This window comes from Devosia sp. J2-20, from assembly GCF_055808475.1.
The window spans coordinates 2,124,617-2,141,689 of the sequence record NZ_CM147870.1 but is presented as its reverse complement, the minus strand read 5'-3'; the positions used below and the strand labels follow the sequence as shown (position 1 = coordinate 2,141,689).

General features: G+C 61.2%; 23 protein-coding genes. 17 read left to right on the top strand and 6 right to left on the bottom strand.

The genetic code is table 11. From position 1 onward, the window contains the following. Positions 1-4: 4 nt before the first annotated feature. The 4 genes from AC0L37_RS10475 to AC0L37_RS10460 all read right to left on the bottom strand — a co-directional run bounded on the left by AC0L37_RS10475 (position 5) and on the right by AC0L37_RS10460 (position 1,687). Positions 5-268, bottom strand: coding sequence for a helix-turn-helix transcriptional regulator (locus AC0L37_RS10475; RefSeq protein WP_282221180.1), 264 nt, complete (start codon positions 266-268; stop codon positions 5-7). Further along, a complete protein-coding gene (locus tag AC0L37_RS10470) occupies positions 265-468 on the bottom strand; it encodes a hypothetical protein (RefSeq protein WP_282221181.1) in 204 nt (67 codons plus the stop codon). Before AC0L37_RS10470 ends, AC0L37_RS10475 begins: the two co-directional genes overlap by 4 nt. After that, positions 468-890: a hypothetical protein gene (locus AC0L37_RS10465; protein WP_282221182.1), complete on the bottom strand. Its 423-nt coding sequence runs from the start codon at positions 888-890 to the stop codon at positions 468-470. The genes AC0L37_RS10470 and AC0L37_RS10465 overlap by 1 nt, the downstream gene beginning before the upstream one ends. An 83-nt stretch (positions 891-973) precedes the next feature. Then, the gene (locus tag AC0L37_RS10460; RefSeq protein WP_282221183.1) at positions 974-1,687 is read right to left on the bottom strand and encodes a S24 family peptidase; all 714 of its coding nucleotides are present in this window, start codon (positions 1,685-1,687) and stop codon (positions 974-976) included. 213 nt (positions 1,688-1,900) lie between these two features. Here AC0L37_RS10460 and AC0L37_RS10455 point away from each other — a divergent pair, with 213 nt between their 5' ends. Together AC0L37_RS10455 and AC0L37_RS10450 are read left to right on the top strand one after the other, a co-directional pair. Further along, on the top strand, positions 1,901-2,068 hold the full coding sequence (locus tag AC0L37_RS10455; protein ID WP_282221184.1) for a hypothetical protein: 168 nt from the start codon (positions 1,901-1,903) through the stop codon (positions 2,066-2,068). 214 nt (positions 2,069-2,282) lie between these two features. Continuing rightward, the gene (locus tag AC0L37_RS10450) at positions 2,283-2,774 is read left to right on the top strand and encodes a phage regulatory CII family protein (RefSeq protein WP_282221185.1); all 492 of its coding nucleotides are present in this window, start codon (positions 2,283-2,285) and stop codon (positions 2,772-2,774) included. Between the two features lie 211 nt (positions 2,775-2,985). Here AC0L37_RS10450 and AC0L37_RS10445 read toward each other — a convergent pair whose 3' ends face one another. Together AC0L37_RS10445 and AC0L37_RS10440 are read right to left on the bottom strand one after the other, a co-directional pair. Further along, on the bottom strand, positions 2,986-4,047 hold the full coding sequence (locus AC0L37_RS10445; protein ID WP_282221186.1) for a pentapeptide repeat-containing protein: 1,062 nt from the start codon (positions 4,045-4,047) through the stop codon (positions 2,986-2,988). 221 nt (positions 4,048-4,268) lie between these two features. Further along, the gene (locus AC0L37_RS10440; protein WP_282221187.1) at positions 4,269-5,066 is read right to left on the bottom strand and encodes a hypothetical protein; all 798 of its coding nucleotides are present in this window, start codon (positions 5,064-5,066) and stop codon (positions 4,269-4,271) included. 85 nt (positions 5,067-5,151) lie between these two features. Between AC0L37_RS10440 and AC0L37_RS10435 the strand changes: the two genes are divergently transcribed. The 15 genes from AC0L37_RS10435 (at position 5,152) to AC0L37_RS10365 (ending at position 17,067) form a co-directional block, all read left to right on the top strand. Then, complete coding sequence (locus AC0L37_RS10435) at positions 5,152-6,156, top strand: helix-turn-helix domain-containing protein (protein WP_282221188.1); 1,005 nt, start codon at positions 5,152-5,154, stop codon at positions 6,154-6,156. A 26-nt stretch (positions 6,157-6,182) separates the two neighbouring features. Then, complete coding sequence (locus tag AC0L37_RS10430; protein WP_282221189.1) at positions 6,183-6,713, top strand: hypothetical protein; 531 nt, start codon at positions 6,183-6,185, stop codon at positions 6,711-6,713. A 207-nt stretch (positions 6,714-6,920) separates the two neighbouring features. Then, entirely contained in the window at positions 6,921-7,460 is a 540-nt protein-coding gene (locus tag AC0L37_RS10425; RefSeq protein ID WP_348984697.1) for a hypothetical protein, read from the top strand. A gap of 104 nt (positions 7,461-7,564) precedes the next feature. Next, entirely contained in the window at positions 7,565-8,203 is a 639-nt protein-coding gene (locus AC0L37_RS10420) for a hypothetical protein (RefSeq protein WP_282221191.1), read from the top strand. Next, the gene (locus tag AC0L37_RS10415) at positions 8,200-10,299 is read left to right on the top strand and encodes a terminase gpA endonuclease subunit (protein ID WP_282221192.1); all 2,100 of its coding nucleotides are present in this window, start codon (positions 8,200-8,202) and stop codon (positions 10,297-10,299) included. Before AC0L37_RS10420 ends, AC0L37_RS10415 begins: the two co-directional genes overlap by 4 nt. Positions 10,300-10,311: 12 nt before the next feature. Next, positions 10,312-10,500 carry a hypothetical protein gene (locus AC0L37_RS10410; RefSeq protein WP_282221193.1) on the top strand — a complete coding sequence of 63 codons (189 nt, stop codon included), beginning with the start codon at positions 10,312-10,314 and terminating at the stop codon, positions 10,498-10,500. Next, positions 10,500-12,017, top strand: a complete 1,518-nt coding sequence (locus AC0L37_RS10405) for a phage portal protein (protein ID WP_282221194.1) — start codon at positions 10,500-10,502, stop codon at positions 12,015-12,017. Before AC0L37_RS10410 ends, AC0L37_RS10405 begins: the two co-directional genes overlap by 1 nt. Further along, on the top strand, positions 12,014-12,646 hold the full coding sequence (locus AC0L37_RS10400; RefSeq protein WP_282221195.1) for an HK97 family phage prohead protease: 633 nt from the start codon (positions 12,014-12,016) through the stop codon (positions 12,644-12,646). The genes AC0L37_RS10405 and AC0L37_RS10400 overlap by 4 nt, the downstream gene beginning before the upstream one ends. A 104-nt stretch (positions 12,647-12,750) precedes the next feature. Continuing rightward, positions 12,751-14,253: a phage major capsid protein gene (locus AC0L37_RS10395; protein WP_282221196.1), complete on the top strand. Its 1,503-nt coding sequence runs from the start codon at positions 12,751-12,753 to the stop codon at positions 14,251-14,253. A gap of 81 nt (positions 14,254-14,334) precedes the next feature. After that, positions 14,335-14,664, top strand: a complete 330-nt coding sequence (locus AC0L37_RS10390; protein ID WP_282221197.1) for a DUF2190 family protein — start codon at positions 14,335-14,337, stop codon at positions 14,662-14,664. A gap of 31 nt (positions 14,665-14,695) precedes the next feature. Continuing rightward, positions 14,696-15,055 (top strand): hypothetical protein, encoded by a 360-nt coding sequence (locus AC0L37_RS10385; RefSeq protein ID WP_282221198.1) that lies wholly within the window; start codon positions 14,696-14,698, stop codon positions 15,053-15,055. A gap of 15 nt (positions 15,056-15,070) precedes the next feature. Continuing rightward, on the top strand, positions 15,071-15,874 hold the full coding sequence (locus AC0L37_RS10380; protein WP_282221199.1) for a hypothetical protein: 804 nt from the start codon (positions 15,071-15,073) through the stop codon (positions 15,872-15,874). Further along, positions 15,871-16,416, top strand: a complete 546-nt coding sequence (locus AC0L37_RS10375) for a baseplate assembly protein (RefSeq protein WP_282221200.1) — start codon at positions 15,871-15,873, stop codon at positions 16,414-16,416. Before AC0L37_RS10380 ends, AC0L37_RS10375 begins: the two co-directional genes overlap by 4 nt. 10 nt (positions 16,417-16,426) lie before the next feature. Continuing rightward, the gene (locus tag AC0L37_RS10370) at positions 16,427-16,681 is read left to right on the top strand and encodes a hypothetical protein (protein ID WP_282221201.1); all 255 of its coding nucleotides are present in this window, start codon (positions 16,427-16,429) and stop codon (positions 16,679-16,681) included. Next, positions 16,678-17,067 (top strand): GPW/gp25 family protein, encoded by a 390-nt coding sequence (locus tag AC0L37_RS10365; RefSeq protein WP_282221202.1) that lies wholly within the window; start codon positions 16,678-16,680, stop codon positions 17,065-17,067. Before AC0L37_RS10370 ends, AC0L37_RS10365 begins: the two co-directional genes overlap by 4 nt. Positions 17,068-17,073 lie beyond the last annotated feature (6 nt).

The window sequence follows — 17,073 nt, the reverse complement described above, 5'->3', positions numbered from 1 at the left end:
ATGGTCAATTCCAGTCATTGACAGCAGAAGGTGCCTTATTGCCCCCGGTATTGAAAGGGTCGGCGTGGGGCAGAATGTCGAACGCCTGATCGACCTCGTGCAGATCCCACACCCGGCGCGCCTCGAGCATGCGCGGCGCCGGCATCAGGCCCTTGTCGACAAGCAGATCAAACGTGCTGGGGCTGATGCCGATATAGGCGGATACCTGCTCGCGATTGAGCCCCCTGGGGGCAATGCGTTGGTTGCGGGCGCGAAGCGGTTCGGTCATTGCGCGGCCTCCGTCATGGCGTCGAGGTGGTCCAGTGCGCGGCGCAGCTGGTCGGCTGCCTTGATGCTGTCCATCGAAAGCAGGCCGCCATTGCCGCCCTGGCGTTGATTGCCAATTGTCACGCCATCGCTGTCAAAGGCGACGGTGTCGAGCAGCTTGCGGGCGCACGCTAGCGCTTGGGCTTCAGCTGGGTTCGCCATTATTGCACCGCCCGGAGCTGTGGCAGCGGGCGGCTGCGCGCAAAGGCGTCGGCAGTGGCGGCGATCAGATCGTCCCATAGCTCGGCAATTTCAGCGTTGGTCAGGCCGTGGGCGCGTAAGGTGGCGTGCAGGGTGATCTCGCTGGGCAGTTTGCCCAGCAATAGCAGCGTGGCGCGGGCTAGTAGCTGCGCGCGGCTCTCAAAGCCTCGTCCATCATCAAGCTGGCGGACGATCTGCTTATTGGCGAGGGCTTTTGCAGCGGGAAAGTGGATGGAGATGTCAGCCCTGGTAAAGGGCGCAAGATCCTCTTTCATGGTCGGTTGGCCGTCCGCGGCCCTGGCCAGAATGATATCGCGCATTTGCACGGCAATAGGGTGAATGCCCGCTTCTGAAGCGGGGCTTTTGTCCAAAGATGCAAACATTGCAACCCTCCAGTTATTTCTGGAGAGAACGTAGCGACAATCGCTACAATCAGTCAATCCGCGTGTAGCGAAATTGAATACACTTAGCTGGCGGGTCGGATCCAATCAATCGGAGCTGTCCAGTCGATGACCTGGTCCTCCATGTCGGAGAAACTGGGGTTCAAGCTTTGCAGTGTCCATGTTGTGGGTGTGCTGCCAGCTCTGAGGATCTTCAGAAAGATCCTGCCGTCGGCAAGCTGGACGACGGCTCGCTTATTTAGCATTTCGTTTGGTGGGAGGTGTCGAGAGTAATAGATCACTGCGCCGGACTCGTATGCAGGGTACATCGAGTCGCCACGGACTCTTACGGCAACAGTGCCTGGCCGTGTGTCGCGCGGAGCGGATACCCGGTCGTGCTCTCCATCATCCAGAACGATAACCTCTGCGCCTGCGCCGACGTAGCCCTTGAGTGGGACTTCAATAGTACGTGGAGCTTCCCAGCCGGTTTCGCGCTCGATCACCATCAGCTCGTCGGCCTGGATATCGCGGGTGCCCTTTGTCATCTTGTTCACGGCCGCTCGATCAATCGATCTGCCGAGTTCAGCAGTGAGCCTGCGCGACAATTCCGCTTGCGATATACCGGAGGCCCCAAGGGCGGTCTGTAGCCATTCTGACAGCATTCCTAAGCCATAGGGCATCGCTGCGGAGCTGTCGGTTTCTATTTTCACTACGAAATCTTGCGTCAGGTAGTGAATATCGCTACACCGGTTCGCCATGGAACCTGCTTCGACCATTATTGGATTATTCGGCGGCGACACTGCGGTGTCTCGAATTGTGGGCGTGCACCGAACGCGCGTTGCTAACTGGAAAAGACCAAAAACTGTAGGCGGCACTGGTGGATCGATACCTTTGAAGCATGTTCCTACGCTGCTGGCCGCAGCACGAAATGCCGCTCTGCCTTTGGATGCTGAGAGCTTTCTGCCGAAGGCTGGGGTGGATCGGCAATGAGAGGCGGGAGTCGCAACAGGCCCATGTCACCAGCCGAGCGCCTTGCGATGGCAGATGCCATCCGTGACATGCGCAAAGCCGGCATAAGGCCACGCGATATCATCGCCAGTGGCGGGTCGCCGCTGCGCACGAACAAGCTGCCGCGCAGCGTCCTGCTGGCAAGGTTCGGCGGCAAGGTGGTGCCGTCGTGATGGCATCAATCATCTCCAATTTCCGCGGCCTGGGTTTAACCCGGCCGCTATTGCATAGCGCCAGCCGACGCGACCTCGGCGCGGCGCTTGCCGGTACGCGTCCCGCGACCTCCCGGACTGAGGCGCGTACCGGCCCTGTTACCCGTTTGAGCATGTCGCGCGGGCGGCCTGCCGTCACGCGTTACGGCGCGTTCATTTTGACTCCGAGGCCCCGATGACTGAACCCATGCCCCTATGGATCCGCGTGAAGCAGGCGACTGCGCAAGCCAGCGATGATGCCGGCGGCGACAAAGTTTTGGCGGCGGTTTCGACGCGCATCACCCATTCGGCACGGTTTTCCGAATATGCGAGCCTGAACCAGATCAACCGCGTCGTGCCGCTCGATGCCGCTATTGAGGTCGACCGGCACAATCTGAGTAAGGGCAGGGCGCCTCGCTTTGTCGCTCTGGCGGCGCGGGAGTTGGGACTCGTGATCACAGCGCAACCGGTCGCCGGCCCCGTCGAGTGCTCCATCAGCGCACTGTGCAGCATTGTGCAGGAACACGCCGAAGCGGTCGGGGCGATTAGCGAGGCCATGGCCGATGGCAAAATCACAAGAGAGGAGGCGATGGCTCTGCGCATCAAGCTGGCCGATGCCCAATCGGCGCTTGCGGCTTTCGATGGTCAACTGGCCAGAATCGAAAACGGGGGAACATCATGTTCGTGACGATAGGTCCACAACATCGCGGCCCGCATGTCGACGCCCTCTACGCGCTAGCTGAGCGCTGTGGAGGGAAGGTCATCGTAATCGAAGCAGATGGACTGGACGCAGCGCAGCTTGAATGTCCGAAGCGGGCAGGGCGGATCACTTATGCAGGCTATGAGCGGGCGGATGCTGCGCGCTTTGAGCGTTGGGGGAACAGATGATGGCTCCCTATTCACTCGGCACTTTTTTGTGGCGGAGCTCGATAGATCTTAAAACCGCGCGGCGTGGCTCCCACCGGGGCCAGATTCACTGTGTTCGCGATGTCGGTTTGCGTACGGACGCTCAGACTTGGCTCGTGCTCGAAGAACCAACAAAAATCCACGTTTGCATGTCCGCCCACAATGCGCGCGCCTGTCAGGTCCATCTGGTGCATTTGCAAGATTATGTCGTCCGACATGATCAACTGAGAACGAAGCGCTCTACAGCGCGAAAAGGAAACTCTGTTTGGAATCCAAGGCGAGCCAAGACATTTAATGGTGGCTCCAGCCAGATCGCATTCTCCGAAAGTGCACCGAATTGTCGGAAGCGCCAGAGTTGCGTCCCGCAGGTTGCAACCGCTGAAAGTTACATGACTGGCGAATGCGCCATTCCAATGGATTTGTCGGAGGTCCAAGTCCTTCAGAACAATGCCCACCAGCGCCGCGCCGATAATCTCGATTGGCCGCGCCAGGTCGCGCTGCAGTATTACCTGCCTCAAGCGCTTGTCTTGAAGACCAAGCACTTCAATCGCAGCCAGGACATCGCGCCCAGTCATACCGAAATCGGGCGCTTTCCATCCGCTGTTTTCGGCCTCCAACCAGGCTCTGCTAGCGTCATCGAACGCACTTATCTGAGCGCGACTATTGGACTCGATCAGGTTCGCAAGCACGTCAGCCACGCTCGTCCAGTACCCTTGCGGCTCTTGAATTGCCACGTCCCTAAGCACCGCTATGCCGCCGACGCGCGTAGCGATGTTGGTGCTTTCGAGAAGCTCCACGCCTTTCTGAAACCGGTTAGCGACCTCGGCTTTTCGTGCTTGGTCGAGCGTTGCGCGAGTGTTTTCAACGCTGCGCGCTGTGTAGCGCGAGTTCACTGCCAAGAAGATCAGAGTCACGGTGGCAACCAGGAGCGGGAGAATGCCAATGGTCCCGAGCCATTGGACCTCTACGTCGCTCCAGCGTGCATGGGCCGCCGAGGCGAGCATGGCGCCGGCGAGCGTGCCAAGCAGCGTAAATGCGACTGTCTTGTGCGGCATCTGTTTCCCCCGGCGCTTTCACTCCCAGAAGTCCAACGTCTGGGCTCGCCCGTCAACGGTGGCATTGCGCACACGATGTGCAACGACGATGGGCGTTCGCCCTTAGGTGCCGTAGCGCAGCTTCCTACTGCCTTGAATGCTCACGGACATCGGTCAAGCATTGAACAGCACGGGGACGCGCGATGAGTGCTCATGGAGCAAGAGTGTTCGACCCCATACAGTTAATGACCCTTAGGTCGGAAGGCCATTTCTGTCAGGTCGCTAACGTCCCTGTCTGGAAACAGGACCAGAAAAAATTCGAACGGCTCGACTCTCGGGATGTCGAATACGTCGGAATAACAAAGGTCAAAATTGAGCCTAATATCAATGTACTGGTGTGTTGCCCGGAATGCTCGAATTGTTGCTTCTACCTTTGCGAAATCCATTTCCACGAACATGCTCCCACCTTTGACTTCTTTGCCCGCAGGAACGTCGGCGCATCCGGATTTATTGTTGAATTCAAGCTTGTCGGCACCTCCCTTTTTTCCCCAAGGAAGGACTGTGAGGCTCGACATAAAAGTTACCTGACGTGCGGGGGACTGGCCGGAGTTCTGCACGGTGAACTCGCAATAGGCCCCAAGATCGTCATCGTAAACTTTAACTCGAGCTTCCGTCACAGTAAGGTAGGCTCGAACTTGAGCTATTCCGAGTTCTTGGTTGGCGATGATCGCTTTTTCAGCAGCGTCCGCGCTACGTTTCGCTTCCACGAGTGTCCGAAAAATCAAATACAAGCCGGCTGTCCCAACGGCGCCGGACGCGATTGTTATTGCAACCATCCACCATGCGGCGGTTGCCATGCTTCGCTGTGCGCCGAGGTCAAGCGCGGCGGTGTTGTCTGCTACATCTTGAATTGTGGTGACCCAAGGCATTCCGGGCAGCATCGCAATCAGGATGACTCCGGCAAGAACGCCGGTTCCAAACATAACCAGCGTCAGCGCACCACTGTCAGCCGATCGCCCTATTCGATGCCACGACTCCATTTTTCCCGTCCTCCCGCGACTCGACGCCAAGTAGGGGTAGAGGGCGGCCGCACGTCAATCGCTGTTTGCTCAGTGGGAGAGCCGCATGAGCCATAAAGCGACCAATTGGGCCGTGTCTCAGCGCGGTGTAAGCCCCGTCGCCAAGGTCTTGCTCTGGCAGCTCGCGGACCGACACAATCCCGATAACGGGTGTTTCCCAGACCAGGGTACGCTCGCGCGTGACTGCGAAATCTCGCGGGCGACCGTGAACCGCATTCTGCTGGAGCTGGAACGCAAGGCGCTGATCCGCCGCGTTGTGCGGCACCATCCAGTCACCAAAAAACAGCTGCCGACGCGATACATTTTGGCCTTCGAAGACGAATTTGAAATCGAGGACGATGGGGAAAGCCGTGTCTCAAATTGCGACACGGCTTCTGCGGACGAAAATGAACCTGTTTCTGGTGAAAGCCGTGTCTCATTTGACGACGATGAGACCGCGAGCCGTGTCTCAAATTCGGGCCGAGCCGTGTCTCATTTGAGGGCCGAGCCGTGTCTCACTGGTGAGACACGCATAAAAGGATTAACCAGTAAGTTAACCAGTAAGAGAACCAATACACGCGCGCCGCGTAGCGATCGCGGTTCGATCTTCCGTGCAATCTGGGAAGCGTTCCCGCTGCGCCCCAATAGTCCGCAAATGGACGCCTGGCAGCTGTTTGAAAACATCGATGAGAGCGATCTGCCTACCGTCGAGGCAGGTGCCCTGCGGTTTGCGCAGTGGTTCCGCGAAGAGGCGGCGCGCAAGGGCGATGATTTCGAAGATGCCTGTCGCTTCGCGCCCTATCTGGTGAACTGGCTCAAGGGCCAGAAATGGCTGGACGCCGACAGCCTACCTGTCTCGACCAGGCTTGATCCGTCCAGCGCCGTCGACATGAGCGGCACCGAATCCGTCAGCAAATGGCAGCAGGCGGTTTTGTTCGAGGCTTGCGAGCGATTGCGTGGCCGACCAGTGCCTGTCGGCAAATCGGGCAGTTGGACCTTCCCCAAAGACCTGGTGGATGCGGCGCGGGCGCTGGTGGCTGGGGAGCACGCAAACGAAAGGGCGGCGGGCTGATGATTTCAAAGAAGGGGCACAAGAAAATGGCGGCTAGTGCAAGTCAGGGCGTTCGGCAGATTGAGTACCGTCTGGTGCCAGATCCGATGATGACCGACGCCGAGTACTTCGAACGGCGCCGGGCTCGGCCTGGGCCCAATGTCGGCAAGCTCAGTGTGCCGATCAACATGGTGGAACTGATTGGTGGATTGGCGCGGATCAAGGACCGTACTGAACAGCATGAAGCCGTGGCAGCACGCTTTCGCCTGCTGCATGACCGCGCCCAACTCGGCGGCGCTCGGGCGACCGACTACGCCGCTGTGCGGGTGGATAGCTCTATCAACACTAGCGTGGTCGGGGAGATCGGCGAGCGGGCGCGACGTGACTATGCCGAGGCGGTTCGGTTTCTCGGCATGATCCGCTCCAGTCTGGTAGAGCGCGTGGTGATTTACGACATGTCTCTGCGTCGCATTGCGGGCGGCAGTGGTCGCGCCAGCATCAGGGCAGGGCAGGACCTGCGCGAGGCTTTGGACGATTTGGCGGTGCATTTCCAAATGGCGAGCAAACCCCGCCCTTGACGAAACGGAACGCTTTGAGCATGAATTGGGCAAGCTGACGAACTGCGTCGGCAACAGGGCTCGCTTCAGTGGGCCTATTTTGTTGCTAGAGCGCCGCAAGAAGAGTTAGTTTGATAGAAGGTTGACCTGAGGCGAGCCGCGGATAGCGGTTCGCCTTTTTGTTTGGGTTGAGCGATGTCCGTGTCAATTCGTTGGGCAGATAAGCACTTGCAGCAGTTCGGTGATCTTCTTGAGCAAGTCAGCCGAGAAAATCCGATCGTACTGCCGCGTATCGTCAACCAGGTCGGCAATCTGGCCAAGACGCAGGTGATCAAGCATCTATTTCGGCAGACCGGCTTGCCCCGCAAGACCATCGTGCGTGCCATCGGCAATCCTGCCACGGCGCGCGCCAACGGCAGACTGTCATACGAAATGACCACGCGGGGCGGCTTCATCCGCCTGAAGTACTTAAAGCCCACAGAGGGTCGCGCGGGTGTTAGGGCCAAGCCATTTGGGCAGACTAAGCTTTATCCCGGCACGTTCATGAAGGGCGGCAAGTTCCCCCGCCGCGTGTTTGTGCCCCAGTTCAAGGGCCAAGTGTTCCAACGTTTGGACCGGGCAGGGACCAAGCTCGCGCAGGTCCGATCCGAGGTCCGCATCCCTCAGGAGATGACCATCGGCGCCACCAAAGCCGCATTCGAGCGAACAGCCGCGCCAATACTCCGCGAACGCGTCGAGGCATATCTGGTCAAACGCTTCGGACGCTGACCCCACCCCCAATTGGGTCCTCCCCAGCGCCCATTCGCCTGCGGGTCGGCGGACTTGCGGGATTTTTCTAGTGCGCAACTTTGAAAGCGGTACACGCAACACGCGTGCTTGCACGTGTGCTGCACGAGAGGCAGCACGTGATAGATTCAGACTGGATTTCGATTACTGAGGCGGCCAAGCGGCTGTCGTCTGATGGCGATCAGGTGGATCGCTCCACGCTCTCTCGATACGTCACGCAGCATGCGGAGGCCTTGCCCACCAGGCGAGAAGGTAAGTCCAACTTAGTGGATTTCCGGGTTCTGGCGCAGCATCGAAGCGAGAACGTGCGCCTACAGTTGCCGAGCCGGCCAAATATCGTTGGCGATCTGGCGCTCTCCAAGCAGCCAATTGCCAACATTTCGAGAGGTAACGCGGCAGCGCGCGACAAAGAGGCCGTCGCGCAGATGCGCGAGCTGGACCTGGCCGAGCGCCTGGGCCGAGTGACCAGCACAAGCGAGGTGGCCGATGCCGGCCAAAGCGCGGTTGTGATGATGCGCAACGCATTTGAGCGTGCCGTGGAAAGCGAGGCGGCCGCGCTGGCGCTGAAATATGGCTGGGATGAGCGCGTGGTGCGCGTGTCCCTCAAGAGCTTCGCCAATGTGGGCGTTGATGTTTTTCATCGCGAGCTGCTGACCCAGCTTGATAAACGGCGCCGCGCACAAGATGCCGGCGACGATGACCAGGAACCTATGGCACTGCAATGATCAGCGATGTCACCGTGCGCCAGCAGTTTCCTGCCCTGGCGCATGGCGAAGCGGTTCTGTTCGGCGCCCTGGCCAAGGCCAGCAAGCCGATCGAGGATCTGACGATCACCGAGCACGCCGAGCGCTATCGCGTTGTGTCGGATGCCTCGGGCTCGCCCTGGCCGGGTGAGTTTCGCGTTAGCCGCGTCCCCTATCTGCGCGAGCCGCAAGATTGCCTGCACCCAGATCATCCGGCGCGCCGGGTGACTGCGCGCTGGGCGGCGCAGCTGGGCAAGTCGACGGCGATCGAGAATTGGTTTTGCTACATTGTCGACCAGGCACCTGGCTCGATGATGATCGTGCTGCCCACGCTTGAGGAAGCCACCAAGTTTAACCGGGTGAAGCTGCAGCCCACGATCGATGCCTCGCCCCGGATCCGCCACAAGGTGGCGCCGATGAGCAGCCGCGATGAGCAGGGATCGACAACGGCTTTCAAGCGCTACGCTGGCGGGTTTGCCCAGATCGTCAATGCTGGATCCTCCAAGGGTCTGCAGATGGTCTCGATCAAATACCTGGCGATGGATGAGATCACCGGTTACCCGCGCGACGTTGACGGGCGCGGAAGCCCACGCGACCAGGCGCGGGCGCGACAGAAAATGTATGGAGACCTGGCCAAGGAATGGCAGGGCTCGACGCCAGGCGAGGTTGGCGAGTGTGCCATCAGCGATGACTTTGAGGCTGGTGATCAGCGTTTCCTTTACGTGCCTTGCCCGCACTGCGGCGATTATCACCCGCTCAAGTTTGAGCAGATGCGCCCAGCCGACAATGACGCCGGCCTGCCGGTGCACTTTCGGTGCCTGAGTTGTGACGGGGTGATCCAGGATGGTCACAAGGCCGACATGCTGGCCGGTGCCCATTGGATCCCCACGCGGGTGGCAGAGGGCGATGATGGGCAGGTGCCCGAGGTCATCAAGCCCGGTGAGCTAGCAGAGTGGCGCTGTGAGCCCTGTGAGGGCCGCTGCCGGCACTGGCAGCCAAGTTATGACCTATGGGCCGCCTATGCCCCGCGTGAGCGCTGGGCAGACATCTGGGCGCGTTGGATCGACGCCCAGGGCGACACCACCAAGCTGCGGACGTTTTTCCAGCAGGATCTGGCAAAGCCTTATGATCCAGGTGGCGAGGCGATCGATTGGGAGAAGATCGTAGAGGCAACACGCGGCACGCATTACCCGCGCAGCGTTGTGCCGGCGCAGGCGGGCCTGCTGGTCGCTGCTGCGGACGTGCAAAGCTACGGGATCAAGTGGGCGGTCTATGCGATCGGGCCACGCGATCAGATGTGGCTGGTCGATCGCGAGGTGTTTGAAGGCGCGCCAGATCAGTCTGATGAGCCCTGGATCGCTTTGGCCGATGCGCTGGGCCGCAAGTATAAAACGGGCGGCATCGAGAAGGGCATTGACCTGACCGGCGTTGACTCGGGCTATGCGACCAACCGGGTTTATATGTTCTGCCGGGCTCGGCCGAACGTGTTTGCGCTCGATGGTCGGCCACGCAAGGCCGGCGCTGCCTGGCTGGGCTCGCCCACCAAGCAGACGGTGAAAGATCAGCGCGGGCGGGCGATCGCCAAGGCGCTGCTCTATCCGGTCTATTCGTTCGACATCAAAACGGCGGTGATGGCCGGTCTGGCCAACATGGTCGCGGGCACTGACGAAAAAGGTGCCTGGCCGCGCAACACGCTGCACCTCACGCCCGAGCTGGCTGATGAGGCTTTCATCAAGGAATTGACGGCCGAGCGGCTGGTGGATCCCGATGAGGAAGCCCGCAACGCAGTCAAGCGCCGCGCGCGCAACCTGATCAATCCGCACGCGCCGCGTGAGTGGAAACGGATCGTCGGCCGGCCAAACGATTGGCTTGACGTGACGGTTTACGCCAAGGCGCTGGCGTTCTTTCTGCAGCACCGCATGCAGCTGACCGAGCAGCGCTGGTCTGAGCTGCTGATGGCAGTGCATGGCGAGCCGAAAACCGAGGATCTGTTTGAGGCGGCCGATAGCCCATTCGAGGGCAAGGCGGCCGAGGGTCCAAAGACCAAACCAACCGTCGCACCCAGCGACTGGATTTAAGGAAGCAACCACATGTCGATCGATGACCAGATCGCCGAGCTTGAGGAAATTCTCTCAAGCGGCGTGAGCAAAGTCGTGACGCAATCGCAGGGCGTGCGCACTGAGGCTGAATATCAGTCGATGGATGCAATGCAGCGGCGGCTCGACAAGCTCAAGGCGCAGAAGGCACGGCGCTCGCGCACCAGTCTGGTGGCGTTCTGATGGCGGCCGCTGGCAATTTCCTTGATCGTGCGATCGGCTATGTCTCGCCCAAGCGTGGCGTGCAGCGCCTGGCCCGTCGCGCCATGCTGTCTGAGCTGCAGCGCAGCTATAGCGGTGCCGATCGCGGCCGGCTGCGGTCGAGCTGGAATGCTCGATCCACCTCGGCCAATACCGAGATTGGCGCCGCCAGCCAGCTGCTGCGCGATCGCATGCGCGACCTGGTGCGCAACAATCCACTGGCGGCCAATGCTGTGGCCATCCTGGTCACCCACGCCATCGGCGATGGGATCGTGCCGGTTTTCAAAAACCCCAAGGTCAAAAAGGTTTATGAGAAGTGGGCAAAGAGCTGTGATGCCGATGGCGCCCAGGACTTTTATGGGATCCAGGCACTCGCTGCGCGCGAAATGTTTGAGGGTGGTGATGGCCTGGTGCGGCGCAAGTGGCGCCGGCGCGATGGCCGCCAGGCCGTGCCGCTCAAGCTGCAGGTGATCGAGGCCGACCAGATCGACAGCCGCAAGGATGGCAATTTCGAGGGCGGTCTCAATGCGATCCAGGGCATCGAGTTTGATGAGGATGGCGAGCGCAAGGCGTTCTGGCTGTTCGATCAGCACCCCGGTGCGCACCTGCTCGGCAAGCTCGGCCTGAATAAATCGCGCGCCGTTCCGGCCAGCGACATCGCTCACGTGTTTGAAAAGCAGCGCACCCAGGTGCGGGGCGTGCCGTGGGGCGCGCCGGTGATGGTCAACCATCACGATCTTGAGGGCTATCGCGAGGCCGAGCGCGTGCGCAAGCGGCTTGAGGCATGCCTTGTGGCGATCATGACGGGCGGGGATCCCGAGGATAGCCTGGGCACGCCGCTGCAGCCTACCGTCGACCAGCCTGCCGGCATCTATGATGCCCATGGCCAGCGGGTCGATAAGGTTTCGCCTGGCACGGTCTATAACGCCATTGGCGGCACCGATGTGAAGTTCACCCAGCCAGCGGTGACCGGCGACTATGCCAGCTACATCGAGACTGAGGAACACGTGGTTGCGGCCGGTTGGCGCATGCCGCATTTCATTCTGACGGGGCGCCTGGACAAGGTGAATTACTCGTCAAGCAAGGTCGGGCTTGAGGTTTTCAAGCGCACGATTTCGCAGCTGCAGTGGCAGATCATCATCCCGATGCTGTGCGAGCCGATCATTGGCTGGTTTCTTGAGGCAGCCTATCTGGCCGGTGAGATCGACAGCCCCGATCAGGCTTATGATTGGGTGCCGCCCCGGTTCTACTCGGCCGACCCTGCGCGCGATCTCAAAGCCCAGATCGGCGAAGTGCGCGCCGGCTTCAAGCCCTGGTCGGCCGCTGTGGCCGAACGTGGCGAGGATCCCGAGGCCACGGCGCTGCAGCTGGCCGAGGATAACAAGACCTTTGATGATCTCGGCCTGGTGCTTGATGTCGACGGTCGCAAGATGTCGCAAGCCGGCCAGACCCAGCAGCCAGACGATACCGACAACCCCAAAAAGGATGGCGAGCAATGAGCCAGATCCCCAAACTGCCGGCATCGCTGCCGATGCAGATCCGCGCCGCTGGCGTGCCCAACCAGGTCGACGTGGACAAGCGCACGGTCGAGGTGGTTTTCGCCACCGAGACGCCAGTGCAGCGCCGGCGTTATGAGGGCTGGGAAAAAGTCGTAAACTTCCATGAGATCCTGACGATCAGCCGCGCGGCGATCGACATGACCCGGCTCAATGCCGGGGCGCCGGTTCTCGATAGTCATGCGCGTTACTCGACATCGAGCCAGGTGGCCGTGGTCGAGAAAGCCTGGATTGATGGCAAAGAGGCGCGTGCCTTGATCCGGTTCCCGGCCGAGGGGACCGATGCCAATGCCGATCGGCTGTTTGCGCTGATCAGCGAGGGCATCGTGCGCAATGTCTCGGTTGGCTACACCCTCGAAAAAATCAAGGTCATCGAGCCTGAGAAGCGCGGCGAGCTGCAGAAGGTGATCGCCACGCGCTGGGCGCCATTCGAGATCTCGTTTGTCACCGTTCCGGCCGATCCGGCATCGGGCGTGCGCAGCGAGGATGGCCAGCAGCTTTTTGAGCTGCAGACCGAGTGCAACCCAGCCGCGATCGCGGCGCGTATGCGCATGCGCCAGGCGCAGCTCTAACCACAACGATTTCGGCTAGTCGGGCCGTTCCGCCTGCCGCTGCCGCCTTTCTGGCGGTCGCCCCTTCGTGCCCTTGGGCAAGGCCATTTCAAGAGGACTTAAGAATGACCCTTAAGCAGCTGCGGGCATATCTCGCCACACTTCAGGCGCGCGCCCAGGCCAAAATCGCCGAGATCAAAGACGGTCTCGATGATGCGCAGATCCGCACCATCGAAGGCGAACACGAAACCATGCTGGTGGAGATCCGCGCCAAGACGGCCGAGATCCGCCAGCGCGAAGCTGCCGGCGAGCCCGAGGATGGCCCGGCAGAGGTGCCTGCCAACGCCCCAGGCAACACTGGCGAACGCGGCGCGACCGAGGCCGAGCGCACCCGCACACTGGACATCACCGACCTTGCCCAGCGTGCTGGCCGTCCCGAGCTGGCGCGCGCGGCGATTGCTGACAACGTCACGGTCGAGGCTTTCCGCACCCAGCTGTTTGATCAGATGGTCGAGGGGCAGGGACAGCCCCAGCGCACCCAGACCCGCACCCAGATGGGTCAGGATAGCCAGGAAGTGACCCGCGCCGCGATTACCGAAGCGCTGACCTATGGCCTGGGCCTGCCGGTCCCGGCCGATGGTCCGAGCGAGGCTGCGCGCCAGTTCATGGGTCGCGGACTGATCGACTTGGCGGCCGAGGTCACCGACTATCGCGGCGGTCGCATTCTCAATGCGCGCCAGGTTGATGAGATCCTGACCCGTGCATCACACTCGACATCGGATTTCCCGGTGATTTTCGAGAATGCGCTCAACCGTTCGCTTGAAGGCCGCTATGCCCTGGCCGAGCCGACGTTCAAGCAGTTTGCACGCCAGCGCAATTTCCGCGATTTCCGGCCGCATCAGACCGTGCGGATCGGTGATTTCCCGATGCTGCAGCGCATCGCCGAAACTGGCGAGATCAAGGCCGGCACCTTTGGTGAAGGCAAGGAAGAAACGCAGGCATTCAGCTATGCGCGCCAGATCCGCATTAGCCGCAAGATGCTGATCAATGACGATCTGGGCGCGATCGCGGATCTGCTGGCCAGTTATGGCGCCACCGTCGCGTTGTTTGAGGAAGCCACGTTCTATTCGCTGGCCTTCAACGCCAAGCTGGCCGATGGCAAGTCTGTATTCCATGCCGATCATGGCAACCTTGCTGCTGCCGGCACCGCGATCGATGTCGACAATATCGGCAAGGGTCGCGCTACCATGGGCAAGCAGAAGTCGATCGACGGCAATCCACTGCTGTCGAACAAGCCCCGGTTCCTGCTCACCGGGCCTGACAAGTCGACCGAGGCCGAAAAGCTGCTGGCCACGATCACGCCGGCGACGGCCGCCAGCGTCAACCCATTCTCGGGCAAGCTGGTGCCGATCGAGACCAGCCAGATCACTGGCAATGCTTGGCACCTGATTGGCGATCCTTCCATGGGCAGCAATTGGCGCTGGGGCTATCTCGAAGGCTATGAGGCACCCCGCGTGCGCATGGAAGAACCTTTCGGCGTGCAGGGCTTTGCGATGTCGGTCGAGCATGACTTTGGCGCCGGCGCCATCGACAGCCGCTTTGCCTACAAGAACCCCGGCGCCGCCTAACCAGCAGCCGATCGGCTTTTGACCAGCGGCGCATGAGGCGCCGCTGGCATTTCCAATTCCATCGATCCAAGGGGATCCAAGATGAAGAATTTTATCCAGGCCGGTGCTGCAATCACCGTGGTCACTGCCGGCGCCAAGGTTTCCGGCAATCTCTATTTCGCAGGCGATCTGAAAGGTGTTGCTGGCCATAGCGCTGCCGGCAGCGAGGATTGCGTGCTGCACCTGGTCGGCGTCTATGAGCTGCCCAAGGCGACCGGCCAGGCGTGGACGGTTGGCGCGGCGCTTTATTGGGATGCCGGTGATGAAGTCTGCACCACCAATGACGACAGCGGCGCCAACAAGCCTGTAGGCCACGCCACGGCTGCAGCGCTCACTGCCGACACTGCCGGCGCCGTGCGGCTGTCAAACTAGCGCCATGGTCAACTGGCGCCGCCTCACAGCTATGGCGACCGGCAGCGCCCACAAGCTGTGGGGCGAGCCGGTGCGCCTGTCGTTTCTCAAAGAGGGTCTAGTCGACCCGGCGCGCCCGCAAATCGAATTGCGGGCGCAGCTGCACTTGCCCGAGGAAGTCGACGGCAAGCTGGGGCGCAGCGCTTCGCAATTTTCCACCGAGGTGGTCAGCGGGGTGGGGCGCCTGATTATTCTGAAGGCCGATTTTGAGGGTCACACGCTCAAGACCGGTGACCAGGCGCGCGGGCTTGAGCGCGAGGGCGCCCATTGGTTTGAGGTCATTTCGGCTGATAGCCGAGGCAATGATCAGATCGTGGCGCAGATCTCGCTGGCCACCAAGTCGGCCAGCTAACCAGGACAGTTTGACATGCTCACTCGCATCGCGCTGCGCATCGCCGTGCAGGAAGCCCTGCGCGGGCAAACGCTGGCTGGTCCCAATGTTCTCGACAGCCAGATTGCCGCGCTCGATCTCGATGCCGATGGCAGTTTGCGCACCGATCAAGACAAGCCATTTCTGTCGGTCAATACCGATGGCGGCAACATCAGCGCCGGCAGTGGGCTGATGATCCTGTTTAACGATTCCAGCGTCGAGCTGGTGATCGAGGCAGGGATCTCTGCGGCCATGGTCGAGCAGGATGAGGGCACTGGCGTCACCCACATTGTGGGTGTTGGTCTGCCGGCCACCGATGCGGCCATGGAAATGACGCTCGATCTAATGATGCGCGGCGTGTCCGATGCTTTGGTGGATCCAGCGAACAGCTGGGCCGAGATTGTGCGATCGCTGCTGGTCAGTGTTTCGGGCGTCGAGCGCTCGCGCGTCGGGCAAAAATCCAACGGCACCCGGTTGGCCGCGCACGAGCTGCGGATCCGCGGCGAAATTGTGCAGGATCCCGTCAAGGGCGCAGACATTGCCGGCACCACATTGGCGGCGTTTCTGGCCGCACTGGCGGCCGATGGGTCGCCAAGCCTGATCAAGGTCAAGGAAGCCTTTGAAAGCGTGCTGGCGGGCGAGGCTGTCGATTGGCAGCTGGTGCAGCGCGAGCTGGGTCTGAGCGATGGGCAATCGATCGCCCTGGGCGGCCGGCCGCTGGCGCCAGATGAAAATGGCGAGGCGGCGCCGCTCGATGAGGGGTCGATCAAGATCTCTGGCCGGCAGGGGGTCGACCCATGATTTCGGAAATTATCGCGCAGCGAGCTGACATCGAGCAGCTGAAAACTGTTTTCGGTCGCGCGCTGCGCGTGGGGCCGGTCGAGGTGGTCGACCCGGTTAAGGGCTTTCGGATCAGCTACGGAAACGGTTCCGGTGGGGAACCATTTTTGTCGCCGTTCTATCCGCACCCTGAATCGGGTGGCGCCACCTCGACCTGGGCACCACTGAGCAAAGGTCAGGTGGTCGGGGTGATCAATCCTGGCGGGGATCCGCGCCAGGGCATTCTGCTGCGCGGCGGTTTCTCGGCCGACAACCCAGCCCCCAGCCAAAGCCTGGATGAGAACGTGCTGGCCTTTGGTGGGGTCAAGCTGACCCTGCACAAAGATGGGACAGTCACGATCGATGCAGCCAGCGCGGTCACCGTCAATGCGCCCCAGGTCAATCTGGGTGGCGAAGGCGGCAAGCCCGTCGCGCGCATCGGCGACAAGGTGGCAGTGGGCAGCGGATCCTCGGCGGGCCAGTGGCCGATTGTCGAGGGTTCAAGCGTAGTGAGCGCGGTTTAGGAGCAAGAGCATGGAAAAGAGCAATTATCGGGTGGCGCCTGGTGTGACCCAGGTCAACGGCCAGCCGGTGCCACAAAGCGGCATCATGGAGCTGACAGCGGCCGAGGCAATGTTTGACAAGGCGCACGGCCGGCTCACGCTCGATGCCGGCGCCAGCGTGCCCCAGGTGCTGGTGGATCCGCCCCGCGAAAATGAGATCCCGAACCCGGCCGATCCGATCGTGGCGCCGGTGACCCGCTCGCGCCGGGGTGGGCGCAAGTCATGAGCGGCATCGATCGGCACACTGGCAAGCTGATCGGCAACTATGAATCAGCGCTGCAGTCGATCGAGGTGATTTTCACCACGCGCATCGGTGAGCGCATCATGCGCCGGCATTTCGGCGCCGGCCTGGCCGAGCTGCTGGGGCGGGCGATGACGGTGCCATTGTTTGCCGCCTGGCAGATGCTGCTGGCCGTGGGCATCGACCTTTGGGAACCCCGTTTTCGGGTGCGCGGGGTCTATGTGTCTGCAAACCCCACTGATGTGCGCCTGGGCAATGCCGGGGTGCGCATTGAGGTCGACTGGCGGCCGCGCGCCCTGGTCGGTGATTATTCTGTCGACAGCGTGCGCAGCTTCTCCATTCGGTTCGGCGCGAGCCTGCAAATCCAATAGGATCTC